At 69.7% G+C, this 23574-nt stretch carries 16 protein-coding genes; 5 read left to right on the top strand and 11 right to left on the bottom strand.

Features of this window, described 5'->3' with window-relative positions:
* The first annotated feature begins 213 nt into the window (after positions 1 to 213).
* Entirely contained in the window at positions 214 to 1173 is a 960-nt protein-coding gene (locus ABZS64_RS22965; RefSeq protein WP_355832616.1) for a DUF5996 family protein, read from the top strand.
* Positions 1174 to 1246: 73 nt separating this feature from the next.
* Here the strand turns inward: ABZS64_RS22965 and ABZS64_RS22960 are convergent, their stop codons facing one another.
* The 3 genes from ABZS64_RS22960 to ABZS64_RS22950 all read right to left on the bottom strand — a co-directional run bounded on the left by ABZS64_RS22960 (position 1247) and on the right by ABZS64_RS22950 (position 4868).
* Positions 1247 to 2614: a DUF1996 domain-containing protein gene (locus tag ABZS64_RS22960; protein ID WP_355832771.1), complete on the bottom strand. Its 1368-nt coding sequence runs from the start codon at positions 2612 to 2614 to the stop codon at positions 1247 to 1249.
* Between the two features lie 338 nt (positions 2615 to 2952).
* The gene (locus ABZS64_RS22955) at positions 2953 to 3534 is read right to left on the bottom strand and encodes a hypothetical protein (RefSeq protein WP_355832613.1); all 582 of its coding nucleotides are present in this window, start codon (positions 3532 to 3534) and stop codon (positions 2953 to 2955) included.
* 110 nt (positions 3535 to 3644) lie between these two features.
* A complete protein-coding gene (locus tag ABZS64_RS22950) occupies positions 3645 to 4868 on the bottom strand; it encodes a saccharopine dehydrogenase C-terminal domain-containing protein (protein ID WP_355832611.1) in 1224 nt (407 codons plus the stop codon).
* Positions 4869 to 5050: 182 nt separating this feature from the next.
* Here ABZS64_RS22950 and ABZS64_RS22945 point away from each other — a divergent pair, with 182 nt between their 5' ends.
* The 4 genes from ABZS64_RS22945 (at position 5051) to ABZS64_RS22930 (ending at position 11962) form a co-directional block, all read left to right on the top strand.
* Entirely contained in the window at positions 5051 to 5794 is a 744-nt protein-coding gene (locus ABZS64_RS22945; RefSeq protein ID WP_355832609.1) for a TetR/AcrR family transcriptional regulator, read from the top strand.
* A 102-nt stretch (positions 5795 to 5896) separates the two neighbouring features.
* A complete protein-coding gene (locus tag ABZS64_RS22940) occupies positions 5897 to 6469 on the top strand; it encodes a pyridoxamine 5'-phosphate oxidase family protein (RefSeq protein ID WP_355832769.1) in 573 nt (190 codons plus the stop codon).
* Between the two features lie 163 nt (positions 6470 to 6632).
* Positions 6633 to 11147, top strand: coding sequence for an aminotransferase class I/II-fold pyridoxal phosphate-dependent enzyme (locus ABZS64_RS22935; protein ID WP_355832606.1), 4515 nt, complete (start codon positions 6633 to 6635; stop codon positions 11145 to 11147).
* A complete protein-coding gene (locus ABZS64_RS22930) occupies positions 11144 to 11962 on the top strand; it encodes a class I SAM-dependent methyltransferase (protein ID WP_355832603.1) in 819 nt (272 codons plus the stop codon). The genes ABZS64_RS22935 and ABZS64_RS22930 overlap by 4 nt, the downstream gene beginning before the upstream one ends.
* Here ABZS64_RS22930 and ABZS64_RS22925 read toward each other — a convergent pair.
* The 8 genes from ABZS64_RS22925 to ABZS64_RS22890 are packed head-to-tail and all read right to left on the bottom strand — an operon-like array spanning position 11953 to position 23077.
* The gene (locus tag ABZS64_RS22925; RefSeq protein WP_355832600.1) at positions 11953 to 13233 is read right to left on the bottom strand and encodes a beta-galactosidase; all 1281 of its coding nucleotides are present in this window, start codon (positions 13231 to 13233) and stop codon (positions 11953 to 11955) included. The two genes, ABZS64_RS22930 and ABZS64_RS22925, sit on opposite strands and share 10 nt — an antisense overlap.
* Entirely contained in the window at positions 13230 to 14285 is a 1056-nt protein-coding gene (locus ABZS64_RS22920) for a glycosyltransferase (protein WP_355832597.1), read from the bottom strand. The genes ABZS64_RS22925 and ABZS64_RS22920 overlap by 4 nt, the downstream gene beginning before the upstream one ends.
* Before the next feature lie 40 nt (positions 14286 to 14325).
* Positions 14326 to 15918: a phospholipid carrier-dependent glycosyltransferase gene (locus tag ABZS64_RS22915; protein ID WP_355832594.1), complete on the bottom strand. Its 1593-nt coding sequence runs from the start codon at positions 15916 to 15918 to the stop codon at positions 14326 to 14328.
* Complete coding sequence (locus tag ABZS64_RS22910; protein ID WP_355832591.1) at positions 15909 to 16754, bottom strand: PIG-L family deacetylase; 846 nt, start codon at positions 16752 to 16754, stop codon at positions 15909 to 15911. The genes ABZS64_RS22915 and ABZS64_RS22910 overlap by 10 nt, the downstream gene beginning before the upstream one ends.
* Positions 16736 to 18553: a glycosyltransferase gene (locus ABZS64_RS22905; protein WP_355832588.1), complete on the bottom strand. Its 1818-nt coding sequence runs from the start codon at positions 18551 to 18553 to the stop codon at positions 16736 to 16738. Before ABZS64_RS22905 ends, ABZS64_RS22910 begins: the two co-directional genes overlap by 19 nt.
* The gene (locus tag ABZS64_RS22900; protein WP_355832585.1) at positions 18550 to 20862 is read right to left on the bottom strand and encodes a lipopolysaccharide biosynthesis protein; all 2313 of its coding nucleotides are present in this window, start codon (positions 20860 to 20862) and stop codon (positions 18550 to 18552) included. The genes ABZS64_RS22905 and ABZS64_RS22900 overlap by 4 nt, the downstream gene beginning before the upstream one ends.
* On the bottom strand, positions 20859 to 22268 hold the full coding sequence (locus ABZS64_RS22895; RefSeq protein ID WP_355832582.1) for a glycosyltransferase family 4 protein: 1410 nt from the start codon (positions 22266 to 22268) through the stop codon (positions 20859 to 20861). Before ABZS64_RS22895 ends, ABZS64_RS22900 begins: the two co-directional genes overlap by 4 nt.
* Before the next feature lie 5 nt (positions 22269 to 22273).
* On the bottom strand, positions 22274 to 23077 hold the full coding sequence (locus ABZS64_RS22890) for a glycosyltransferase (protein ID WP_355832580.1): 804 nt from the start codon (positions 23075 to 23077) through the stop codon (positions 22274 to 22276).
* Positions 23078 to 23574 lie beyond the last annotated feature (497 nt).

Raw genomic sequence — 23574 nt, 5'->3', positions numbered from 1 at the left:
CATCGGCGGAAAAACTCACTCCAAGCGTCCCACTCCCGGGCCGACCGGACCAGCGAGGGCGGGGTCCGGCACACCCGCACCGTGCGTACGCGCGCGATAACAAAGTGTTCCCTCCGGCCGCGGCTCGCCTCCGGCGAGATGCCGTACGCCGGGGGGAACGGTCATCATGGAAATGCCTGGCCAGCATCAGCGCCGGGCAGGAAGGGGGCCGCGATGGAGCTGTTCCCGCCGATACCGCTCACGGAGTGGCAGGACACCAAGGAGACGCTGCACCGATTCACGCAAGTCGTCGGCAAGATCCGTCTCGCCGCGAGTCCCCGGCGCAACCACTGGTGGAACGTTCCGTTCCATCTCACCGGACGCGGTATCACCACCCGCCCGATGAGAGAGGCCGACGGCGGCTCCGTCTTCACGATCGACTTCGACTTCGTCGACCATCAGCTGGTCGTCTCGACGCTGGACGGGAGAGCGAGGTCGTTCCCGCTCGCGGGTCAGTCCGTCGCGTCCTTCCACAAGAACACTCTTGACGCTCTGGCCGCGCTGGGCGTCGGGGTGAGCATCGACCTTCCCAGGCCGTACGACCTGCCCGATGCGGACCGGCCGTTCGCCGAGGACACCGAGCACGCGGCGTACGATCCCGTACTGGTCAGCCGCTACTGGCAGATCCTCAGCCAGGTGGCGCTCCTGCTCGAGGAATTCGCCGCCGGTTTTTCGGGGAAAGCCAGCCCCGTACACCATTTCTGGCACACGCTCGACATCGCCCACACCCGGTTCTCCGAGCGGCACATCGACCAGCCGCCGGAGGTCGATCCGGTGAGGCGTGAGGCGTACTCACGGGAATTGATCAGCTTTGGATTCTGGTTCGGTGACGAGATATTCGCCGAGCCTGCTTTTTACTCCTACGCCGCCCCCGAGCCCGCTGCACTGACCGAGGAGCCGCTCACACCCGCGTCGGCATACTGGGTTGCGCGCAACAACACCCACCTGGCCGTGCTGCCGTACGAAGCGGCCCGCACCGAGAGCGATCCTCGTACCGTCGTCCTCGCCTTCTACGAGAGCGCGTACCGGGCCGGGGCCCGGCTCGCCGGCTGGGACGTCGCCCGGTTCGCCTCGCCCGGCGGTATCACGGACCCGCAACTGGCGGAGTCAGCGGTCCCACCCGGCGAGCTCTGAACGCCCGGCCGCTCGCCGCACCGCGGAGGACCCGGCAGCGGCGTGGCAGCCGCCGTGCCGGGTCGTCCTGGCGTCAGCCGCACTTACGGCCGCTGTTGATGCAGCTCACCGCGTTCTTCATCAGCGACGAGGACATCACGTTGATGAAGTCGCCGTGGTCTGTCACAGGCTTGTGCAACTGCTCGGGGAAGCTGTCGACGGCGAAGACCGAGCCGGGCGCGACCTTGTAGGTGATCCGCTGGACCAGCTGCGGAATGGCCCGGAATCCCTTGGGGCACGCGCCGTTGGGCTGGGCGAAGGTCACATGTGTGCGGTGGTTCGCGCTGTCGGTGTTGCTGCCGTCCCAGCAGCTCTGGAACTTGAACGTACGCACCACATTGCTGCCCCGCGGGCACAACGGGTACTTGTCCTTCAGCTGTCGGTTCTCGAAGCCGGTGCAGCTCCAGGAGGCGTTGGCGTTGGCTGTTCCGTTGGTGAACGCCTTGGCGTCGCCGGTGATGATGCGCAGGAACGTGGGCATCGCCGTGACCTTGCTGACGGGGCTGCCACGGAAGGTGAGTTGCACTGAGGCGGGCTGGAGGATGCGTCCGATGTTGCCGTCCTTTCCTCCGCCGGGGAGGTTCGCGTCGCCCTCGATCTTTCCGTTGCGCAGACGCAGGACCGGCCAGTAGTGGGTGGAGCGGTCGCCGTTGGTGCAGGTCGTACCGGCGGCGGCGAGATCGTCATTGGTGGCGAAGGCGTCGGTCTCGAGATTGCCGACGTAGTCGTGCATGTGGTGGGCGCCGTTGCTCACACCGGGGGCGACGATGACGTTGTCGGGGTTGAAGTGCTTGTTCTCGTTGCGCCCGCAGCGCGACTGGAAGGTGCCGCGGGAGGCGTTGCGCTGCAGGCGGGGACTGGTGACGTTGGGCCGCACCTTGCGGATGTCCACGAAGTCCGACCTTCGGGGGCCGGTCTGCGCCTGACCGCCGTTGGCCGGTGCGGAAGCGCTCGGGGCAGGGGCGGGAGGCGTCGCCGCGCCGGAAGGGGCAGCGGGGGCGGCAGCGGGGGCCACGTCGTCCTGCTTGACGGTGCAGGACGCCAGCGAGTCCAAGCCCTCCGGCCGGCTGGAGACCCGGTCGATTTCGGTGGCGATGCGGTCCAGTGTGCTGCGGCGCCGGGAGGACAGCGGGTCCAGTACGCGCGTGCGCACCCAGTTCCTGTCGGCCTGGGTGCCGCCCGCGGCGAGTTGCCCGTAGGCGTCCGCGACCTGACTGTCCATCTGTGCCAGTTCGTTGTCGACTGCGGGCCGCGCCTGCTGCGGCACATCCGACAAGCGGACTGCGACGTCCGGGCAGTCGATGGTCATCGGCGCCTGCGCGGCCGCCTGCTGACGGGAGGTGTCCCGGGCGGCCGAGGCGTTGTTGTCGGTCATCAGGAGAGCCCCGCCCCCGACGGCCATGGCTGCCACCCCGGCAACAGTGATGCCGATCCACCTGGACCGCTTGTGTCTCTGCTTGTACCTCACAAGTCCGCCCCTCTCGTCGCACACCGGGGACCTCGTGCCCCTCGGCCGAGTCGGACCGTGCCCTCAGCCACTCTCGGCTCGGAAGACACAGCACAACGCAGAGAGATACGGAAACCAGGACGGTTTTGCTCAGCGACAGGGAAATGAATTTTCAGCGGATCCGACGGCGGAACGGGGCACGCAGTCGTCTGGCTGACGTAGGGGTCAGACTAGCAGCGGCAATTCGAGAGTCCTCTCCGGCCTCGAAACGGACGCCCTGGCATGCGAGTTGATCACGAATGGCTCTCGGGCGGCTCGGTCGGATCGGCGCCCGCCAGAAATGCCGTGGCCTGGGCTTCGAGGTGTACGGCACCGAGCGCCGCGGCCCAGCGGACGATCTCTTGTGCCAGTGCGGCGGCGCCCGCTTCGTCGCCGGTGCCGCGGGCCAGGACGGCCAGTAGCAACTGCTGCGAGAGGGTGCCGGGGACGGCGCCTGCGCGGGCCCCCAGCGCGGTCGCCCGCTCCCAGCGCTCGCGCGCCCGCTCATGGTCACCGTGGTCGTGGTCGTGGTCGCCGAGATGCCGCAGCGCCTCGCGGGCGAGGAGGTCGTCACCGGCCTCCCCGGCACGCAGCGCGGGCCTGTAGTGGTCGGGCGCCGCGTCGCGCTCCGCGAACAGATTGTCCGCGATCAGGCCGAGGTACATCTCCGCCCAGCCTCGCGAGATCTCGTCCAGGGCCTGCTCGCGCAGGTCTTCGGCGCGACGCCTGAGATCTGTGATGACCTCAAGAGCCTTGCCCTCGGGCCCCAGTTGCAACGTGTCCGCGCCGGTGATCTGGCCGACGTATTCATGCCTCAGGGGAGGAGAAGGAGACACTCGCCGACCTGCTCCGCAAGGTGGTCATCGCCGTCGAATCCGGCCCGGACACCGCGGGGAGGAAGGGCGCGGCGCCGCCACCGGCATGACCGGGCCCCGGCCGAGCCCTGTCACTGCTCGCGCATACCCCAGGGCGAGCCGTACGTGGTCAGCAGGTCCAGGAACGGCCGGGCCGGGAAGGCCTCGGGGCCGAGGACACCCGCGCCGGTCCAGGTTCCGGCCGCGATCAGTTCCAGGGCCACGACCGGGTTGATCGCGGTCTGCCACACCACGGCCTGGCAGCCGAACTCGCGCATGGACCACTGGTTGTCGACCACGTGGTACAGGTAGACCTCCCGTGGGCGGCCGTCCTTCGTGCCCTTGACCCAGGTGCCCGCGCAGGTCTTGCCGTGCATACGGTCCCCGAGGGTCGCCGGGTCCGGCAGACAGGCTGCGACCACGTCGCGCGGGGAGACATGGACCGTGCCCGATCCGTCCGCCGCGGGCACCGGCACCGGGTCGGTGCGGTCCAGGCCCAGCAGGTGCAGCGTCCGCAGCGTACGGATGAAGTCCTCACCCAGGCCGTACTTGAAGGTGACGCGTCCCGCGTCCACCCAGCGCGGCACCAGCAGGACCTCCTCGTGCTCGACGTTGACGCACTCGACGGGTCCGATCCCGTAGGGGAAGTCGAAGACCTCGGGCTCGCTGAAGGGCTCGGTGGTGAACCAGCCGCGGCCCTCCTCGTAGACGACGGGCGCATTGAGGCATTCCTCGATGGTCGTCCAGATGCTGAACGAGGGCGCGAAGTCGTAGCCGTCGACGGTGAGGTTCGCCCCGTCGCGGATGCCGATCTCCTCGATGTCGTCGAAGAGTTCCTCGGCCGCGTGCCGGGCGAAGACGTCGGAGAGCCCCGGCTCGACGCCCATGCCGACGAGGGCGAGCAGTCCGGCGACCTCCCAGTCCACTGTCTGCGCGAACTGGGCGTCGCCGAGCTTGACGCCACAGAGTTCGTACGGGCGCTCGGCGTGCGGGTGGGAAAGCGACATCGCCATGTCCAGGTAGTGCGCACCGGCGGCCAGAGCCGCCCGGAACAACGGCATCACGAAGCGGGGGTCGGTCGCGTTGAGCAGGACGTCGCACTGCCTCTGCTTGAGCAGGGATGTCACGGCGGCCTCGTCGCTCGCGTCGATCCGTTCGGCGCTGAAGCGGCCGTCCGCGTCCAGGGCGGCGACCGCGGACTGAGCACGGGCGAGGTCGTAGTCGGCGACGACCATGTGGTCGAAGAAGGCGCGGCGGGCCGCGATCCGGGTGATGGCGGTGCCGACACCGCCGGCACCCACGAGCAGAACACGCATGGCAGTACTCCGTTTCCCAGGCACAGCCCGTTTTTCCGGGGCCGGCCGGCAGGCGGCGCTGCTTTCGGGCGCGGCGCCTCTCTGCTCCGATCCAACGCTCGCGCCCCTGTTCACGTCAATGGTGTTGGCATAAGGTCGAAGGACCTGACGGCCGACACGGGCCGACACGAAAGGAGCGTGCTGTGGCCAAGCCAGTAGTGCCCGAGGAGGCCCGGCGGCGCCGCCGTCCCACCAAGAACGGCGCGGTGCTCTCCGAGCAACTGATCATCGAGACCGCCCTGCGCATGCTGCGGGAACACGGGAGCGCGGGCCTGACCGTCCGCCGCCTCGGCACCGCTCTGGGCGCAGACCCGAGCACCCTGTACCGGTACTTCAGCGGCATGGACGACCTGACACTCGCCATCGGGGACGTGCTCGTCGGGCGGGCCTTCGCCGGCTGGAAAGGCACCGGTGACTGGCGGGCCGACCTGCGGGAGCTGGGGCTGCGCATCCACGCCGCGTATCTCGGGCACCCGCAGGCCGCCGTACTCACCGCCAGCCGGGTGTCCGGCCTGGCGCACGAGGTAGCGGCCGACGAGACGATCCTGGGAGTGCTGCGCTCGGCAGGCTTCGCGGACCCCGACGCGGTCCGGATCTATCAGGCGTTCATCGACCAGAGCCTGGCGTTCGCCGCGCTGGACGCGGCCTCGCTGGCCCTGCCCGCCGCCGCGCGGGCGGCGGACGAGGAGGTCTGGCAGGCCACCTACGCCCGGCTGCCCGCGACGACGCATCCCCACATCGCGGCCACGGCGCACCTGCTCGTCGCCCGCATGAACCACAGCGCGTATCCCACCGCTCTGGACATGCTGCTGGACAGCGCGTCCGCGCAGCTCTCGCTCGGTCCGCGAACAAGTTCTGGACGAGCCGAGGCAGCGGGACCAGGATGAGGCCTTTCAGTCTTTGCAGTTGGACCTTGGCCGCCCCATGGAGGAGACCGATCAGCCGTGACCGCACATGACGAGACCAACGGTTCCCTCGGCGAACAGTTGATGCAGCGGCAGTTCGGCACCACCGAGCGCGCGGCCGACTTCTACGACCGGCAGGTGCACGACTACCTCACCCCCGCCATGCGGGAGTTCATGGCCCGTCAGACCATGGTGTTCCTCTCCACCGCCGACGCGCGCGGCGCTTGCGACGCCACCTTTCGTGCCGGGCCGCCCGGCTTCGTCGTAGCCCTGGACGACCGCACGCTGACCTACCCGGAGTACCGCGGCAACGGCGTCATGGCCGGCGTCGGCAACATCGCCGAGAACCCTCATCTGGGCCTGCTCTTCATCGACTTCACACGCGACCACATAGGCCTGCACATCAACGGGAGCGCCCAGCTCCGCACCGACCAGGAACAGCGACAGTGGTATCCCCGCCTCCCCGCGGACCCGGCGCCCGGGCGGCAGCCGCAGCTGTGGATACACATCACCGTCGACGAGGCCTATGTCCACTGCTCCAAGCACATCCCCCACCTGGAACCCGCACCGCGGCCACGCGCCGCGGAGTTCCAGCGCCCCAAGGACGCCGAGTACTTCACCACTGAATTCGCCGAGCTGCCGTTCCGCCGCCCTTGACCCTGTCGACAGCCGGGAGGAAAGTGTACATATTCGGCGTAGACAGACATTCTTCCAGGTGTGCCGACCGCTTGAGCCTGCCGCGACCGCACCGGGTTATGGGAAGCGCGTATGAACGGGTCAGCAACACACGGCCGCGAGCGAGACGCACCGGCAGGTCACCGTGGACAGCATCCCGCCCGGTGAGAAGTCGTCCCGGATCGCCGGACCGTACCTGCTGTTGAAGCCGCAGGGCCCCTCCGCGGGGCCGGCGTACCTGGCTTCCGCGCACCGGCTGATGGCCGTGTACTTGCTCTGCGTCATTCCTCCCACCGTCGTCTACCTCACCGTCCCGTCCTGGCACACCGCGGCCTGGGCGGTGATCGGCCTCGGCGGAGTCGCCGCCATTCTCGTCGGAGTTCACCTTCACCGCCCCGCCCAGCGCTGGCCCTGGCTGCTGCTCGCGGCCGCGAACCTCACCTTCACCGCAGGCGACACCACCTACAACATCCTCGAAGCCGCCTTCAATCAGCAGAACCCGTTCCCCTCGCTTGCCGACGTCTTCTACCTCGCCACCTATCCCCTCTTCGCCGCCGGAATCTTCGGCTTCATCCGCTACCGCTGCGACTCCCGCGACCTCGCCAGCCTCCTCGACGCCCTGCTCCTCACCTGCGGCCTTGCGCTTCTGTCCTGGGTGCATCTGATCAACCCGCTGACGCAGACCGAAGGGCTGACCTGGGTGGAGAAGGCGATCTCGATCGGCTATCCGCTGGGTGACGTCCTCATCCTGGCGATGCTCGTCCGGCTGCTCACCCTCGGCGGCATGCGCGACCGGTCCGTCCAGCTGCTCACGATCGGCACGATCGGCATTCTGGTGTCCGACGTGGTCTACGGACTGCTCCAGCTGAAAGGCACCTGGCAGGTCGGCACCTATATGGACCTGGGCTGGGTGGTCTTCTTCACCGCCTGGGGCCTCGCCGCACTGCACCCGTCGATGGTGCGGCTCACCGAGCGGGCACCTCAGCAGCAGCCGGGCATGGCCCAGCGCAGGCTCGTCGTCCTCGCCGTTGCCTGCCTGGTCGCGCCCGCCATGGTGGTGTCGCAGGCCCTGCGCGGCAACGTCCGGGACATCGGGATCACGGCGGTGTTCTCCGCCGTAATGTTCCTGCTGGTGCTGGCCCGGCTGTGGGGTCTGGTCGAGGAACACCGCAAGGCCGTGACGCGCGAGAGAAGCCTGCGGGTGGCCGCCGCATCGCTCGTGGCCGCCGTCAATCCCGAGGAGGTCGCCTGCTCCGTCCAGGCCGCGGCCGGCACCCTCTTCGACCCGGCCGCGCAGCACGAGGCCGTACTCCTGGTGGTCGATGCGCGGCAGTCCCTGCACCCCGTGGCCACCCCCGAACAGCAATGGGACTGGCAGCTCGCGGCAGGCGCACAGGAGAACGGGGTCCCGGAACTGCTGTCCAGCGGCACCAGACTGGTCAGCGTCGAAGACCTCGGTACGGGCGTCGCAGCCGCCCTGTCCCCGCTGCCCAGTGCACTGGTGTGCCCGCTCGCCCTGAAGGCACCCTCGGTGGAGCCGCTGATCGGCGCACTGCTGCTGGCGGGCCCCGAGAAGGAACTGGCGGACCTGACGGGTTCCATCGAGTCCCTCGCCTCCCAGACCGCGCTCGCACTGGAGCGCGTCGGGCTCAGTGAGGAGATCAACCGCCGACGAAGCGAGGCGTACTTCCGCACGCTCGTGCACAACACCTCGGACGTCATCCTCATCCTCGACGACGACAATACGGTCCGGTACGCGAGCCCTTCCGCGGACGGCATGTTCGGCGCAGCACTGCTCGGCGGCACGCCGATCACCGGCCTTGTCGACGCGCAGGACCGCGAGCGGGCCCTGCGGACGGTGAACAGCGCTCGCGCCAAGGACGCCCCCGACATCCACGACGACTGGCGGGTGCTCAACAGCAGCGCGGGCAGCCTCGAAGTGGAGGTCCGCTGCAGCAACCTCCGCCACGAGCAGACGGTCCACGGACTGGTCCTGACCCTGCGCGACGTGACCGAACAACGCCAGCTGGAGCGCGAACTCACCCATCGGGCCTTCCACGACTCACTCACCGGACTGCCCAATCGCGTGCTTCTGCTGGAGCGCATCGAACGCGCCCTGCTGCGCGGGCGGCGTGACTCCACCCTCACCTGCGTGCTCTTCATCGACCTCGACGACTTCAAGATCGTCAACGACATGATGGGGCACTCGGTCGGCGACGAACTCCTGGTCGCCGTCGCACGCAGGCTCACCGGTGCCCTGCGGCTGAGCGACACGGCGGCCCGCCTGGGCGGCGACGAGTTCGCGGTTCTGATGGAGGGCGCGAAGGAGCCGGACGACGCGGAGACGCTCGCGGCACAGGTCGTCCAGGCTCTCGGCCGGCCCTTCCGGCTGGGCAGCGGTTCGACCAGCGTCTCCGCCTGCGTGGGCGTCGCCACCGCACGCGACAGCGACGAGGCCGAGGAACTGCTCGGCCATGCCGACCTGGCTCTGTACGCCGCGAAGATCGCCGGCAAGCGGCAGTGGCGGCGCTACCGGCCCGATCTGCACGCGGGAATGATGGAACGGCACGAACTGCAGGCCAGCCTCGACAGTGCGATCAGCGACGAGGCATTCGCCCTGCGTTACCAGCCGATCGTGGAGATCGTCGGCGGTGGAGTCGCCGGATTCGAGGCGCTGGTCCGCTGGCCGCACCGCCTGCGCGGACTGGTGCCGCCCAAGCAGTTCATCACCCTCGCCGAGGAGACCGGGCACATCATGCCGCTGGGCGCCTGGGTGCTGCAGCACGCCGCAACCGAGACAGCCCACTGGCAGCGCGCACGGCCCAGGACGGATCCGCTGTACCTCAACGTCAATGTCTCGGCACGCCAGTTCGTCGACCCCGGCTTCGTGGAAGAAGTGCGCCGGGTCCTCGACACCTCCGGCCTCGCCCCCGGCTCACTGGTCCTGGAGCTCACCGAGTCGGTCCTGATACGCCGGGACGAGCAGATCCGTACCGCCATGAGAACGCTCAAGGACCTCGGAGTGTCCATCGCCATCGACGACTTCGGCACCGGGTTCTCCTCGCTCAGCTATCTGAGGGAGTTCCCCATCGACGTGCTCAAGGTCGACAAGTCCTTCATCGACGACATCGTCACCGACGGTCAGCAGGTCGCCCTCGTCGAGGGGATCGTACGCATCGCAGACGTCCTCGGGCTGCAGGTCATCGCCGAGGGCATCGAGAACGGCGGGCAGCGCGACCTGCTCGCCGCCATGGGCTGCCGGTTCGGGCAGGGCTTCCTCTTCGCGCGGCCGATGACGGCCGCCGAGGCGCAGCGGTTCCTCGTCGTCAACCACGAATGGCAGTCGTCGCCCGTGGCCAATCGGCGTGCGAGCCGCCGTCTCCCGGCCACCAGAGGCCTGCGCAGTGCACAGCGCCGGGGCGACCTGGAGCGGCTGCAGAAGACGAGCCGGATGTGCGACGCGGTCATCGACGAGGTGGATGGCCGGCGCATCCGCAGCGGCAACCAGTGGCTCACCGACTTCGCCTCGTGCAACTACCTGGGCCTGGACCTCGATCCGGAGATCATGGACGCCATCGGGCCGCAGGTCCGCCGCTGGGGCACCCACCCCAGCTGGTCGCGGCTCATCGGCAGTCCCCATCTCTATCCGGAGATCGAGGAACGGCTCACGGAACTGCTCGCCGCTCCGGACTCCCTCGTGCTGCCCACCATCACCCTGATCCACGCCTCGGTGATCCCGGTGCTCGCGGGCGGCGGGCAGATCTTCGTCGAGGCGCGCGCCCACCGCACCGTGTACGACGGCTGCCTCGTGGCCCGCGGCCAGGGCGCGACCGTTTCACGCTTCCATGCCGAACGGCCCGAAGAACTAGACCAGTTGCTCGGCGCCACGGCGCAGGGCGCCTCGCGTCTTGTGTGCCTCGACGGCGTGAACAGCATGACCGGCAACCTTCCCGACCTGCGGGAGCTGGCCCGCATCTGCCGGGCGAGGGACGCGCTGCTCTACGTGGACGACGCGCACGGGTTCGGGGTCATCGGTGAACGCAGCACCGCCGAAACCTCCCCGTACGGCATGCGCGGCAATGGCATCGTGCGTCACCTCGACGAGTCCTACGAGGGGATCGTGCTGGTCGCCGGATTCTCCAAGGCGTACTCGTCGCTGCTGGCCTTCCTCACCGCGTCGACCGATCTCAAGGCGCACCTGAAGGTCGCGGCGGCCCCCTATCTGTACTCCGGACCCTCCCCCACGGCGTCGCTCGCGACCGTGCTCGCGGGTCTCGACGTCAACCAGCGCCGCGGCGACACCATCCGCGCCGACCTCCACCGCAAGACGGCACTGGTTCTGGAGCATGTACGCGGCCTGGGCATCGCAACGCCGAACACCGACGGGCTGCCCATCATCGAGATTCCGCTCGCCGAGAGCGGGCACCTCGACGCTGTTGGCGACTTCCTGTGGAACGAGGGCATCTACGTCACGCTCGCCGCATACCCGCTCGTGCCGCACGACCAGGTCGGGTTCCGGATCCAGATCACCGCCCGGAACACCGACGGGGAGATCGAACAGCTCAACGCGACACTCACAAAGCTGGCCGAGCGATTCCCCCTCAAAGAGAACACGCCGGGAACGGGGTCTGCCGCCGCACGGGACGAGCGGCACTCATGACCACGGGCGAGCGGACTGTGCCTGCCGGTCCGCCCCGGCACAACGCCGACGCGGACTGGGACCAGTGGCCTGTCTGTGCCTATCTGACCGAGAACTACCGGCAGTTGCATCACTCGGACGAGGTGGTCATCCGCCACCACTCGGGCTTCTACCGCCAGTTCCCGCCCGACAGCATCGGCCGGTCCGTCGAATGGGGCGCAGGTCCCAATCTGTACCCGCTGATGCCGGCCGCAGCGGCCTGCCGCCGTATCGACGCCGTCGAGCCCGGTAGGAGCAACATCGCCTATCTCACCCGTCAGCTGCGCGATGGCCCGGACAAGAGCTGGCAGCCGTTCCACGCACTGTGCCGGACCCTCGATCCGGCCCTGCCTGCCACCCTCACCGAGGCGCTGTCCAAGGTCCGCGTCGTTCCCGGCGACGCGCGCGCCGTACCGCAGGGCATCTACGATCTCGCGTCGATGAGCTTCGTGGCCGAGAGCGTCACCGAGGATCCCGCCGAATTCGCCGACCTGTGCCGTGCGTTCATCCGTTCCGTGCGTCCGGGCGGCCATCTCGTCGCCGTCTTCATGGAGAACATGCCGAGTTACCGGATCGGCGCCGGAGTTGCCTGGCCCGCCTGCCCGGTGGACGGGGCCATGGTCCACGACGTGTTCACCCCGCACACGAAGAAGCTGCACATCACGCACGTCGGCAAGGATCCGACGCTGCCCGACTACGGAGACACGGGCATGGTGCTCCTGCGGGCCGAACGACGCGGCGACGGGGGACGCGGCGGTGAGCCATCAGCCCGGCACACAGGCCCGGTTCATGAGTAGCGGTCGATGACCTTGGCGTAGTCCTGGAGCGACGAGCCCGGGGTTCCGTCGTAGAGCTGGCTGTCGAAGGCCCACATGAGCCCCTTCAGACCGCAGGACTTCATCTGGTGGGCCGCGTCGTCCATGACGCCCTCGTAGTACGGAGCCACCTGCGGACCCGCGCTCTCGCCGCCGAGCGCGAACCCGTCGCGCTCCGCGATCGCCGCCACCCACCGTACGGACGACCACCGGCGTGCCTCGGCGCTGTCACGATTGCGGACGTCGACGGTGGCGTCCTCTGCCGCACAGCCGTTGTTCCGGGGCATTCCCGAGCCGTCCACCAGGGCCGTGGAGACCATCTGCACATTCCTCCGCGGCCCGACCTGCTGAAGGGTGCGGAAGTAGGCGGTCCCGCGGGAGACCAACTGCGCGGCGACCGATCCGTCGAGGTGGTTCGCGATCGCCCGCGCATGGTCGTCCGGGTAGAAGCCCGCACCCGGGATCAGCACCTTCAGAAGGCCGTCGTAGCCGAGTGATCTGTACTGGCCGATCTGCCAGTTGACGGTGTCCGCGAGCGCCGCCAGATACCAGTCGTACCACCGGCTCACCTGGCTCGCGGTGAAGGGCGACCCGTTATAGGTGCGCTCCCCGGGACGCCAGCCGGGGAACGGGCTGGCGGGTACCGTCGCCGGCCGTCCAGGAGCGGAGTCCTGCCCCTGTGCGTTCGCGTCGTAGGCCCAGTAGTCGCCGCCATCGCCCTCGGAGACCGGAGCCGGATAGCTGAACTCCCCCGAGCTGTTCACCCCGACGCGTATCGCCCAGACATCGCCCAGGTCGATCGCTTCGGCGACCTTTCCGATGTACTGGTCCGCCTCGGCCCGAACGGCCCGGCTGAAGACCATGTTGGGTGTGCCCGTGTACCGGTCGCCGTGCTGGTCGACGAACGCCGCGTCCGGGTGTGCCTCGTACAGCCAGCCCGGCGGATGGTTGAGACCGAAGCCGACCTCGACCAGGGCGCCGGCCTCACGGAGGGCCCGCAGATCGGCCTTGACGCTGTCGATGTACGCCGCGTCGTACTGTCCCTCGGCCGGTTCGAACCGGTCCCAGTGGATCGTCAGATGGGCGACGCGTATGCCGTGTTCGTGCTCGGTCCGTGCCATGGCGGGATTCGTCTGGAGCGTGCCGAAGTAGTACGGCTTCCTGTCGTCCGGGCGCAGGACCGCGAGGGAGACGAGCACCAGGACGACGGCGGCAAGAGCGCCGATGAGCGTGAGACTGCGGCCCGTACTCATGCCAGCAGCTCCCGGTACAGGCGCGTGTACTGCCATCGGAAAGGCTCGGGTCCGAAGCGCTCCTCCACCGTGCCCCTGCCCCGTTCGGCAAGGATCTGCCACCACTGCGGCCGGTCGAGGAGCTGCCGGAGCAGATGCCCGGTGCGGCGGAAGTCCCCGATGGGTGCCCGCAGCACCGTGTCGCCGAGTGCCGCGAACTGCGCGTGGTCGCTGACGATGACCGGGCGGCCGGTGGCCAGTGCTTCAAGCACCGTGAGCGGGATGTCCGCCTTGGCGCCGAGCAGGCGCGGGACGAAGAGCAGCACGTCTGCGCGTTCCAGCAGGCTCTGCATGTCCTCGACGTATCCGCGGACGTCCACGTCACCCAGCCCCTCCCGCTCCGCGTGCGCACGCAGCGCGTCCGAGAGTGCGCGCAGGTTCTGGCGGGGCCTGCCGCGCATGGCCAGCACCAGGCGGAAGCGCGCTCCCGCACGAGTGGCCACCGCAGCGGCAGCTACGGCTTCGTCCGCGCCGCCTCCCGGGTCGTAGTGAGCGGTGACCAGCACCATCGGCACCTGTCCGACCTGCCGCGGCCGTGCCGGCCACTGGTCCAGCCGGACCAGGGGCGGGACGACCAGAACATGGCCGAATCCCGCGGCGGTCAGCTCCTTGGCGGTCGACGCCGAGAGCGCCACGGTCCGGCCCACGGGCCGGGCCCGCCGCAACAGGACCGGGTCCCTCACACCGGGCACGGTGTGGAGGACCGGGCATCGTCCGACCAGCCGCGGCCAGAACCGGGAGAAGGCGGGGTAGCCGTCGGCGATCGTCATCACGGCGTGCACGAGGTCGACCCGGTGGGCGAGCACCGCACTGGCGGCGGCCACCTGGAGCCGCTGCTGGACATGAGGGATGCCGTCCCAGGACACCACGGGGACGGCGCGGCCCCGGGGGACCCCCCGGGGCGGTCCACTGCCCCGGGCGGGCCACCGTCTGAACCAGGTGAAGTCCACGTCCGGGATGGCGTGCGCGACCGCCGCGGCCAGCTGAATGTCCGCGCCTTCCTGGCCGTCCAAGGGACCACTGGTGAGCAGGAGCACGCGGGGTGGTCGCCCACTAATCGCCATGACCGGGCCAGGTGCGATCAGCGGTGGCCGCGGTGTGCGGCAGCGGCAGCTCGTAGAGGGCGAGCGTGCCGTACATCGAACCGTGGGTGGAGAACAGCAGCGAGCCCTGGCCGGCGAGCAGGCGGGCCTCGCGTTCGCTGAGGCGGCCGTAACCGTCCTTCACGATCTTCCAGGGGATCACGACATAGCGGACGTTGGCCCCGGCTCTCGCCCCGGGTGTCACCCAACTGCCCACCCGGTACTTGTCCTTCAGCACCCACCCCGTGATGCCCCGGGTCGTCTTGCCGTCAGCCGCTGCGACCGTGCTGCCCGCAGGGACGTGCTGGGCCATGTAGTGGCGCAGCTGCGCGTATCCGTCGTCGGTCTGGAGTCTTACGTTGGCGTACGACACCCCGGAGAAGGTCACGGCGGCGGCAAGGACCACGGCGGCACCGACGCCCAGGAGGGTGCCACGGCGGGCGAATCGCCGCTCCTGGGTTGCGTGTTCGCGGCGCCACCCCGGGAAGGCCACTGCCAGCGCCACCAGATTGGGCACGACGAGCAGATAGAGCGCCTGCTCCTCCAGCGTTCCCGCGACCAGTGCGTACAGCAGGGTGAACGCCGCCGACAGCTGGAACAGCGCCAGGAACCGGTGCACGGGGTCCTTGTGGCGCAGCAGGAGCACCAGAGCGATCGGGCCGAGCGCCAGCAGTACGTATGTGGAACCGAAGGTGAGCAGCTCCCCGCCGAGCCGCTGCGCCAGCGACGGCTTGTCCTGGGCGTTGAAGCCCGTCTCCTGCACCATCCCGATGAGACGGTTGAAGCCGTGCGTCTTGGCCTCCCAGAACGCGCCGAAGTGGCCGGCGGCCGCGACAATGACGGTGTACAGCGTGTAGGCGCCTACGCATGCTCCGAGCGCGATCAGCAGTAGCCGTCGGGGTGGCCCCCATCCCAGGAACAGCGCGAGGAACAGCGGCAGAATCGTGATCAGCGCCGAGTGGTCCTTCGTCAGGACGGCGAGGCCGAACAGCAGCCCGGCGCACAACGCCCGGCTGCGGGCCGTCTTGGACGGCGGCCGCAGCACCAGGGGGAGCAGCACCAGATATCCGGCCAGGACCCAGAACATCGTCTCCGTCTCGAGCATCGCCCGGTTGTTCTGGCGGATGCAGTACGGATCCAGGGCGAAGAGCACCACGGCCACCGCCCCCGCAGTGCGTGACCTGGCACGCGCCACGAGCAGCAGGAGGAGCACAGCCGTCCCACCGGCCAGCAGGGCGTTCAGCACCCGGACCTCGTACACCCCCGTGACCACGTCCGTATTGAGGCCGAAGATCTCTCCCCAGGCCGCCTGCAGATAGAAGAAGCCCGGCGGGTGCAGGAAGAACAGTCCCTCGTCGGTGCGCGGGAAGCCGCCGTTCGCCGCGCTGATGCCCAGGTCCCGGTAGATGACCTCGTCCACGAAGAGATCGGACGAGCGGCCCACGCCCACCAGACGCAGTCCCGCGGTCAGAACGAAGACCGCCGCGGCGAGGACACCGAGGGGAATGGACCGGCGCGCGCTGCGTACGGCCTCCGCCGCACGGGCTGCCGTGATCACGGCCATCGCACGCCTCCCCGAGCAGATGTGGCAGCGGCACCGGCCACGGGCGCCGGTCGCCGGGGCAGGAGGTAGACCTCCGGTGCGAGGGGAATGCGGCCGTCCGGGAAGAGCAGCGGGGCCTGAGAGCGATACCCCTGGATCAGGGCGGCCTTGCCCTCGATACCGCTCCGCCATGTCGCCGTGACCAGGGCATTGCGCCGCGAGAAGGCGTCGTCGAGGCTGTACTGCTGGTTGTACGGGAAGTCGCTGTAGTAGCCGAAGCCGAGCCTGCTGAGCTCCGCGGCCGTACGGACCAGCAGATGGTCGACATGTCCGCCGACGGCGAGCGGCGCGAGCAACAGCCGCGGCCCGGGCGGCAGCAGCTCCTCCAGAGCGGCGGTGACACTCATCAGTACGCCGCTGTCATGGCGGGAGATCCGGCCCGAGACGAGGTGCACACGGTACGTCGGGTAGACATGCGCCAACTCGGGCAGCAGGCCGCTCACCCGTCGGGAGCCGTCCGGCGGGCGACCGGGCTTGCGGCGGAACAGGCCCTCCGGCAACCCGAGATGGCGCCGGACGATGCCCATCCCTTCGAGGACTTCCCGGTCCTCGGCCCGCCTGGTTGCGTACAGCTCCTCGGCGTTGCGCACTCCCGCCAGCCGCAGACAGCGGCGGGCCGACAGTGTGTACGGCGCAGGACCGGCCTCGGTGAATACGGTGACGACGCTCACCGGAACCCGGGAGCGGGCATGCGCCAGCAGGGCGCCGCAGGACAGGACGGCATCGTCGAGATGCGGCGACAGGACGACGAGAGGGACACCGTCCCTGATCGCGGCGGTCAGTTGATCTCCGGACATGACGCGGATGCCTCCTCCCGCAGATGCCGTCCCTGGGAGGCGGACGAGTCGAGCAGGCTCCGGGCCAGGGCCAGATACCGGCCCGTCATCTCCTGCCAGGTGAACTCGCGCGCCGTCACGACGGCTTCGCGGCCCAGCTTCCGGCGCCACTCGGCGTCCGCGGCCAGCTGCCGCATCCGCTCCGCCAGACGATCGACGTCGAAGGGCGCAACGGAGACGTCGCCCGCTCCGCGCATCCAGCGCAGCGTGGGCAGCCCGAAGTGCAGGACCGGTTTGCCGTAGGACATGGCCTCCAGCGCCACCAGGCCGAAGGTCTCGTTGCGCGACGGCAGGACGACGAACGCACTGTTCTGGAGGAGGTAGTGCTTGCCCACTCCCGAAACGTGACCCATCCACCGCACACCCCGGCCGTGTTCGGCCAGGAGTGCGTCGAGCTGTTTCTCCTCCGCCTTCGTGCCGCTGCCGGCGAGGATCAGCGGCATCGCGGGGCGGGCCTTGGCGTAGGCGGCCAGCAGGAGATCCAGCCCCTTCTGCGTGGTGTCGATGCGGCCCAGGAAGAGGATGCAGTCTCCGCCGCCGATCCGTTCCGGGTCGATCTTCTGCGCGTCAACTCCGTTGGCAATCACCTGCACCGACGCCCGGGGGCTCAGCCTGCGCACGGCGACCGCATCGGCCTCGTTCATGACGACAAGGTTGCGGTAGCAGCGGATACCGAGCCGCTCCACGAGGAAGAAGGGCAGGTGGTACTTGCGCCACATGGCCTCACCGCTGCGGACCTGGTCGATGCCGACGACGGGGGCCCGTGTGACGAGAGGGACGAGGCTGGTCGAGAACGGTGGAGTGAAGTTCTCCATCCACAGGTCGTGCGGGATCCGGCGGGCGAGGAGAGGCAGCGCGGCCTGGAAGAGGAGCTGGCCCGCCCGCGGACCCGCCCAGCACACGGGGACATAGCGGTAGTTGACCCGGCCCTCCCTGCGCGTGCCCCCGTGACGGGCCGCGGTGACGACGGTGACTTCGTACTCCTTGGCCAGCCGCTCGGCCATCCTGGCGACGACGACTGATCCGCCCCCGCGGTAGTCGCGGTTGCGGACGTCGTCGTAGGCCGAGACGACGATGTGTTTCGTCCTGCCCGGGAAGTGGTTTCGCAGGGTCGCCGGTGGGGCTGTCTGCCGCTCGGTGCCGAGAACGAGGCGTACCGCTTCGGCGGACAGGGCGGCCAGGGTCGTCCCCGCGTTCAGCGACATCACCGAGGGCAGCTCCCGTGCCCAGTGCCGGTAGCGGGCCTGCCAGTCGCCGAGTCGCACCAGTGTGTTGTCCCGGTCCCGGGCCGCCAGGACCGACGGCTCGTCCTCGAGGAGCAGGGTGAGGTCGTACCGGCCTGCCAGGCGGGTGAACCGCCTGGCCATCGGCGAGTCGGGAACGGCGTTGAATTTCGCCAGCCCGTCCAGCGGCCCCCGGTCGGTCACCACGGCGGCGGGCCGCCCGCGCGCCAGCGCGAGCACCCGCATGCGTGCCACCGCGATACGGAGGGCCAGTTCGGTCGAGTCGAGCAGGGCGTGGGCGTGGTCGAGACGGCTTCCCAGGGTGGCCCTGCCGCCTCGTCCCCGCTCCGGTGCCGAGGAACGCCAGCGCGGCGGACCGGGGAACCGGCGGCACAGGATGCAGCCGTAGCAGTACGTGGTGGCGACGGCGAAGCCGCGCTCGCGCAGCATCGGTGCCATCCGGCCGACCAGTGTCGACTTGCCGACGCCGTCCGGGCCGGACGCCGCGACGAGCAGCGGAGCACGCGTCCTGGTCATCGGGCTGCCCTCCTCAGCTTCTTGGTGAGGACGAGCGGCACTCTCAGGGCTGCCTCACGGACTGCCGTGCCCGCCTGTCCCTGGCGCAGGAGATGGCGTGCGTGCTCCGCCCCGGCACGGAGCGAGGTGGAGACCGGAAGCGGAAGCGGGAGCCGGACGTCCTGGCCGCAGTCGAGCCGGCCGATGGCCACGGCGGCCGATGCGAGCGCTGCCCGGCCTGCGTCGGGCCAGCCTTCGCGGGAGGCCTCGCGCTGGGCTTCGGCCACCACATCGGGCTGCAGCAGTTCCCGGACCGCCAGCAGCTCCGACAGGTCGAACGTCAGATTCTGGAAGAGGCCGTGCGCCAGCCATATCCGCAGCCGGTCCGCCGGGTTGGGCACCAGCCAGCCGTGTCCGTCGCAGGGCACGGCGCCGGCGAACAGCCGGTCGGTGGGCACGACGGGGACGCCGAACCACGACACGGCCGTGTGCAGATGTGCGGCGGGTCCGAGCGGCGGTTCGAGCAGCACCTTGCTGGAGCGCTCCAGCCAGTACCTCTCCCGGTGTGTGTACCAGTCCGACAGGACGGCGTCGGCAGCTCGCCACTGGTCGCCGTGGACCACCAGGTCGAAGTTGCCGTACACGTAGTCGCCCGACAGGTCAGCCTTGATCAGGACGGTGGGTATACCGGCGGCGCGCAGCCGGTCGGTCACCTGGCAGAGGTTGCGCCGGAAGAGCTCGGTGGCGCTGTTCACCTCGTCCAGTACATCCCCGAGTTGACCTGGATACGCGCGGGCGAGCCGTCCCTCCACCTGGTTACGGCGGGCCACGGTGAGCGCGCGACGCAGCTGTTCGGCGCCGGCCGGTCTGACATCGCGCAGCCATACGGCGTCAGTGACCAGCCGGACATCCGCCGCGCCGGACGGGACGGGTGCCTCGGGCGCGCCCCGGTGCCGGAAGAAACGCGCGGCCGCATGGACTCCCACGGCTGTCGCGGCGACCAGCCACAGCCGCGGCAGCGGAGCCAGCAGGATCAGCACTCCGGCGAGGACCAGCGGTTCCACGAGCGGCAGCCGGGCGAAGACGCCGATGCCCTGGCGGTGTACGAGCCTGAAGACGAGCAGGGCCGCCGCGAACACCGATCCGCACGCGGCGCCCGCCGCGAGGCCCACGACACCGGCTGCCCGCCAGCCGATCAGGACGGCGACGACACAGCCCACAACACCTGTGCACTGCCAGCCCAGGCAGCGGTAGTCGTCGACGGCCTGACAGAAGGTCCCGACGAGGTTGAGCGCGCCCACCGCGAAGCCGGACACCGCGGTGAAGACCAGCAGTGTGCTCATCAACCCGTAGCCGGAGGGGAAGAACCTGGTGAGCACGGCCGCGGGCGCGGTCGCGCAGATCGCCGTGAAAGGCAGCGCGACGGTGAGATACATCCGTACGGCGCTGGCGGCGAGGGGCGTTCCGGCCTTCCGTCTGGCCAGTGCCGGGAAGAACGCCATCGAGATCGCCCCGGCCACGAAGAGCGGGATGCGGCCGATCATGACGCTGGCCTGGTAGCTCGCGGCGGCCGACCGCTCGGCGGGCAGGGCCGTGACCAGCACGACGTCGATCGCGGCGATGAGCGCCACCATGCCCTGGACGGAGGCGATTCCGAGGGCCCGCCGCCACAGATCACGGTGTGCGGCCGCGCCGAGCCATCGCCGCTCGCTGCCCCGTGTCCGGTGCGGCCACCAGATCAGGAAGGGCAGCACCGCGATGCCGAGGGCCGCCAGGGCGCCGGTGTCACTCAGCCCCAGCGCGGACACCAGCAGCAGCCCGACCACCAGCTTCAGCACTGCTTCACCGGCGTGGACGCAGGCGAGCGTACGCATGCGCTCGGTGCCCTGCAGCCAGCCGACGCTGACGGTGGTGACGTAGATCAGCATTGTGCTGGCTGCGAGGACCAATGTGGTGGCCGGTTCGGCGAATTGGACGGCCACGGCCGTCACGGCGCCTGTGGCGAGGATCCCTCCCACCGTGCCGATGAAGACGGCGAAGCGTACGGCGTCTCCCCGTTCGGCCTGCGTACGGGCGCGTGCCAGCGACTGTGCCAGCACCCAGGGGATGGCCACGACGGCAACCGTCGCGGCACACAGGACAAGCCCCTGGCCCGCGGCGAACGTTGCGTACGCGTCCACGTCCAGCACCCGGGTGAGCACCAGCGCATACGCGTAGTTGAGCACACCGACACCCAGCGCGGAGACGGTGATCCAGCGGGCACCGTGCACCGCCGTGACCTCGTCCGGCCGCACCGGGAGGTCCGTCGTCGTGGAGCCCGTGGAGGTCATGCGGCCGCCTCCTTGCCGCTGACGAGGATGTCCTGTCTGCTCGCCAGCGTGAGCGCGGGCCCCCTGACACCCAGGCGCCTCAGCGCGCTGAGCGCACGGACCTCGTCACAGCCGTGCAGGAGCAGCCGGAAGGCGTTGCCCTGACGGGACCAGGCGTCGGTCTGCCGCAGCGAGCGGCTGATGGCGTGTTCCATGGCATCGCCGTCCGCCGCCCGGAACCGTGTGACGACCGTGAGATCGCTGGGGCGGCGGCGCGAACGGCGGTGCCTGCGGATACGCCGCATCTCCTCGACGACGACCGCGGCCAGCCGCTCGGCGCTCTCCTCCCAGGAGAACCCGGCGCTCCAAGCCCGGCAGCGGTCCGCCATGCGCTCCCTCGCAGCGCTGTCCCGCAGCTCCCGCAGTGCCGCCGCGACCCCCTGGGCAAGATTCGAATCCGGCGGCAGCAGCCAGCCGTTGTGCCGGTGCCGGATCGCATCACGCAGGCCGGGTACGTCGAAGGCCACGGCGGGCGTACCCACACCGTTCGCCTCGATGACGGTGAGCCCCCAGCCCTCGGCGACGGACGGCACCACGGTGAGCCAGGCGCGGGCGAGGAGTTCCCCGCGGCGCTCGTCGCTCACATGGCCGTGGAAGTCGACGACGCCGTCGGCGTCCAGCCGGGAGGCGAGCTCACGCAGCCGCGCACCTTCGCTTCCGTCGCCGCAGATGTCGACATGGATGTCCGGCAGCAGGCGCATCAGTTCGGGCACTGCCCGGATCAGCAGATCGACGCGCTTTTGCGGTACGAGACGGCTCACGACCGTGATCGCCGGAGTGGGGCTGCGGGCTCCCTGGACCGTGCAGGGTCGCGGACTGCCGTTCGGCACGATGTAGATCGGGTTGCCGAAGCCGAGATCGCGACGTGTTCCTTCCCGTGTGGAGGGCGAGACCACGACCATGGGCCGGCCGCGGTAGACGAGCTTGCTGCACTGTTTCTCGAGCACCCGGCCCAGGGTGTTCAGCGGCCAGTGGAAGCGCATGTCGAACTGGTGCTGATGGATGTGGTGGATGACGCAGATGTCGGCGGTCCAGTGGGGTGTGAACAGCGGCGAGAAGAACGGGATGCCGTTCTGGAAGTCGACGACGGCGTCGTACGCATGCCGATGGCGCATCAGATGGCGCGCCGCGGCCGCATAGACCCCGAACGTGCCGCCCGCGCGCAGGATCCGTACTCCATCGGCTTCGGTGTACGGCGCCGAGCCCGGGTGCCGCGCGGAGAACAGGGTGATCTGGGCTCCGGCGTCGGCGAACCGCCGGGCGATCTCGTAGCAGTACGCCTCGGCACCGCCTGCCTGCGGATGCGAGGGGTCCCGCCAGTTGAGGAACAGGACATCTGCTCTGGCGAGTTGGCCGAGTGCGGTCATGGCAGTCACCGCGAGAGGGAGATCCGGAGGAGGTCGGCCATGGAACGCAGGCCGTCCCGGCGGGCCGAGAAAGTCGACCCCGGCACGTCCGACCAGGCGACGGGTACTTCGACGATGGCCCGACCGTTCCGCGAGAGACGGGCGAGGAGCTCGACGTCGAAAGCGAAGCCGTCGATGTGACAGCCGCTGACGACCTCGCGGGCGAGCGGGCCGTCGAAGAACTTGAATCCGCATTGAGTGTCGGCGATGTCCGGCAACGTCAGTTGCGCCAGCCGCCGGAACATCCACCCGCCGCACTTGCGCAGGGCGGGCTGTTCGATCTCGTAGCGCGCACCGGGAGCACGCCGGGAGGCGATGACGGCGGCGTACCCCTCGCTCAGCAGCGCCATGACCCTGTCGAGCGTGCCGATGGGGGTTGCGTTGTCGGCGTCCACGAAGCCGACGAAGCGGGCGGCGGAGGTCGCGATTCCGCGGCGTACCGCGGCTCCTTTCCCGTGGCTGCTGCAGCCGATCACATAGACCGAGACGGGGGCGTCGTCGAACGGTCCGAGCACTTCGAGCGTGCAGTCCGCGCTGTCGTTGTCGACCACGACGACGGCCGAGGTCCACGGCCGCCGCGCCAGGTAGTCGACGGTGCATGCGACGGTCTTGGCGATACGGCGCTCCTCGTTGAAGGCCGGGACGATCAACTCGAGGTCCACCGTGGGGCGGGTGAGGGCGGCCGGGATCTCCTCGCGGGTGCTGCGGGTGATCCTCTGCGGCACATGGGGAGTGCCCCAATGGGGGCGGGCAGGCAGCACGGACACCATCAGGAGTCGCCTCCCCGGATCAGACACCTGCGCCGCCGGGGCAGGGCGCACCACGGACGGGCCGCTGTGATCTCCGGAGTCGGAGTCCGGTGCGGCCCGTCGGGGCTGTCGGGATGGGCGGGACTGCCGTCCGAATCGTCAGTACGGCGGCTGCCGGTGCCCGGCGAGGAAGCCGCGCGGGCCCGCCTGCGCCGCGGGGCGGCACAGGGCCTGCGCACCACGGCTCGGGGTACGGGGCTTGCGAGGGCGATACGGTCCGAGGCCCGGCGGGCGGGGTGAGCACCCCGCCGGTTCGGCGCTTCGGGGTTCGGCGATTCGAGGGAGCAGTGCCGCGAACCTGCCGCAGGCCAGTCGGTCACCCGCCGCAGCGGGTGAGAAACGCGAGGAACCGGAGACCGGCTCACCTGGAGGGAGGACACGAGGGCCTCTTCCCGACGACTGCGCCTGCAAGGCCTGAAATAGCTTGATTTCCACCCTTAGCACACGATTCGCACCAG

Source organism: Streptomyces sp. NPDC005408, from assembly GCF_040606445.1.
Lineage (GTDB): Bacteria > Actinomycetota > Actinomycetes > Streptomycetales > Streptomycetaceae > Streptomyces.
Note: the sequence above shows the minus strand (reverse complement) of the source record. Positions and strands in the feature narration are given on the sequence as shown.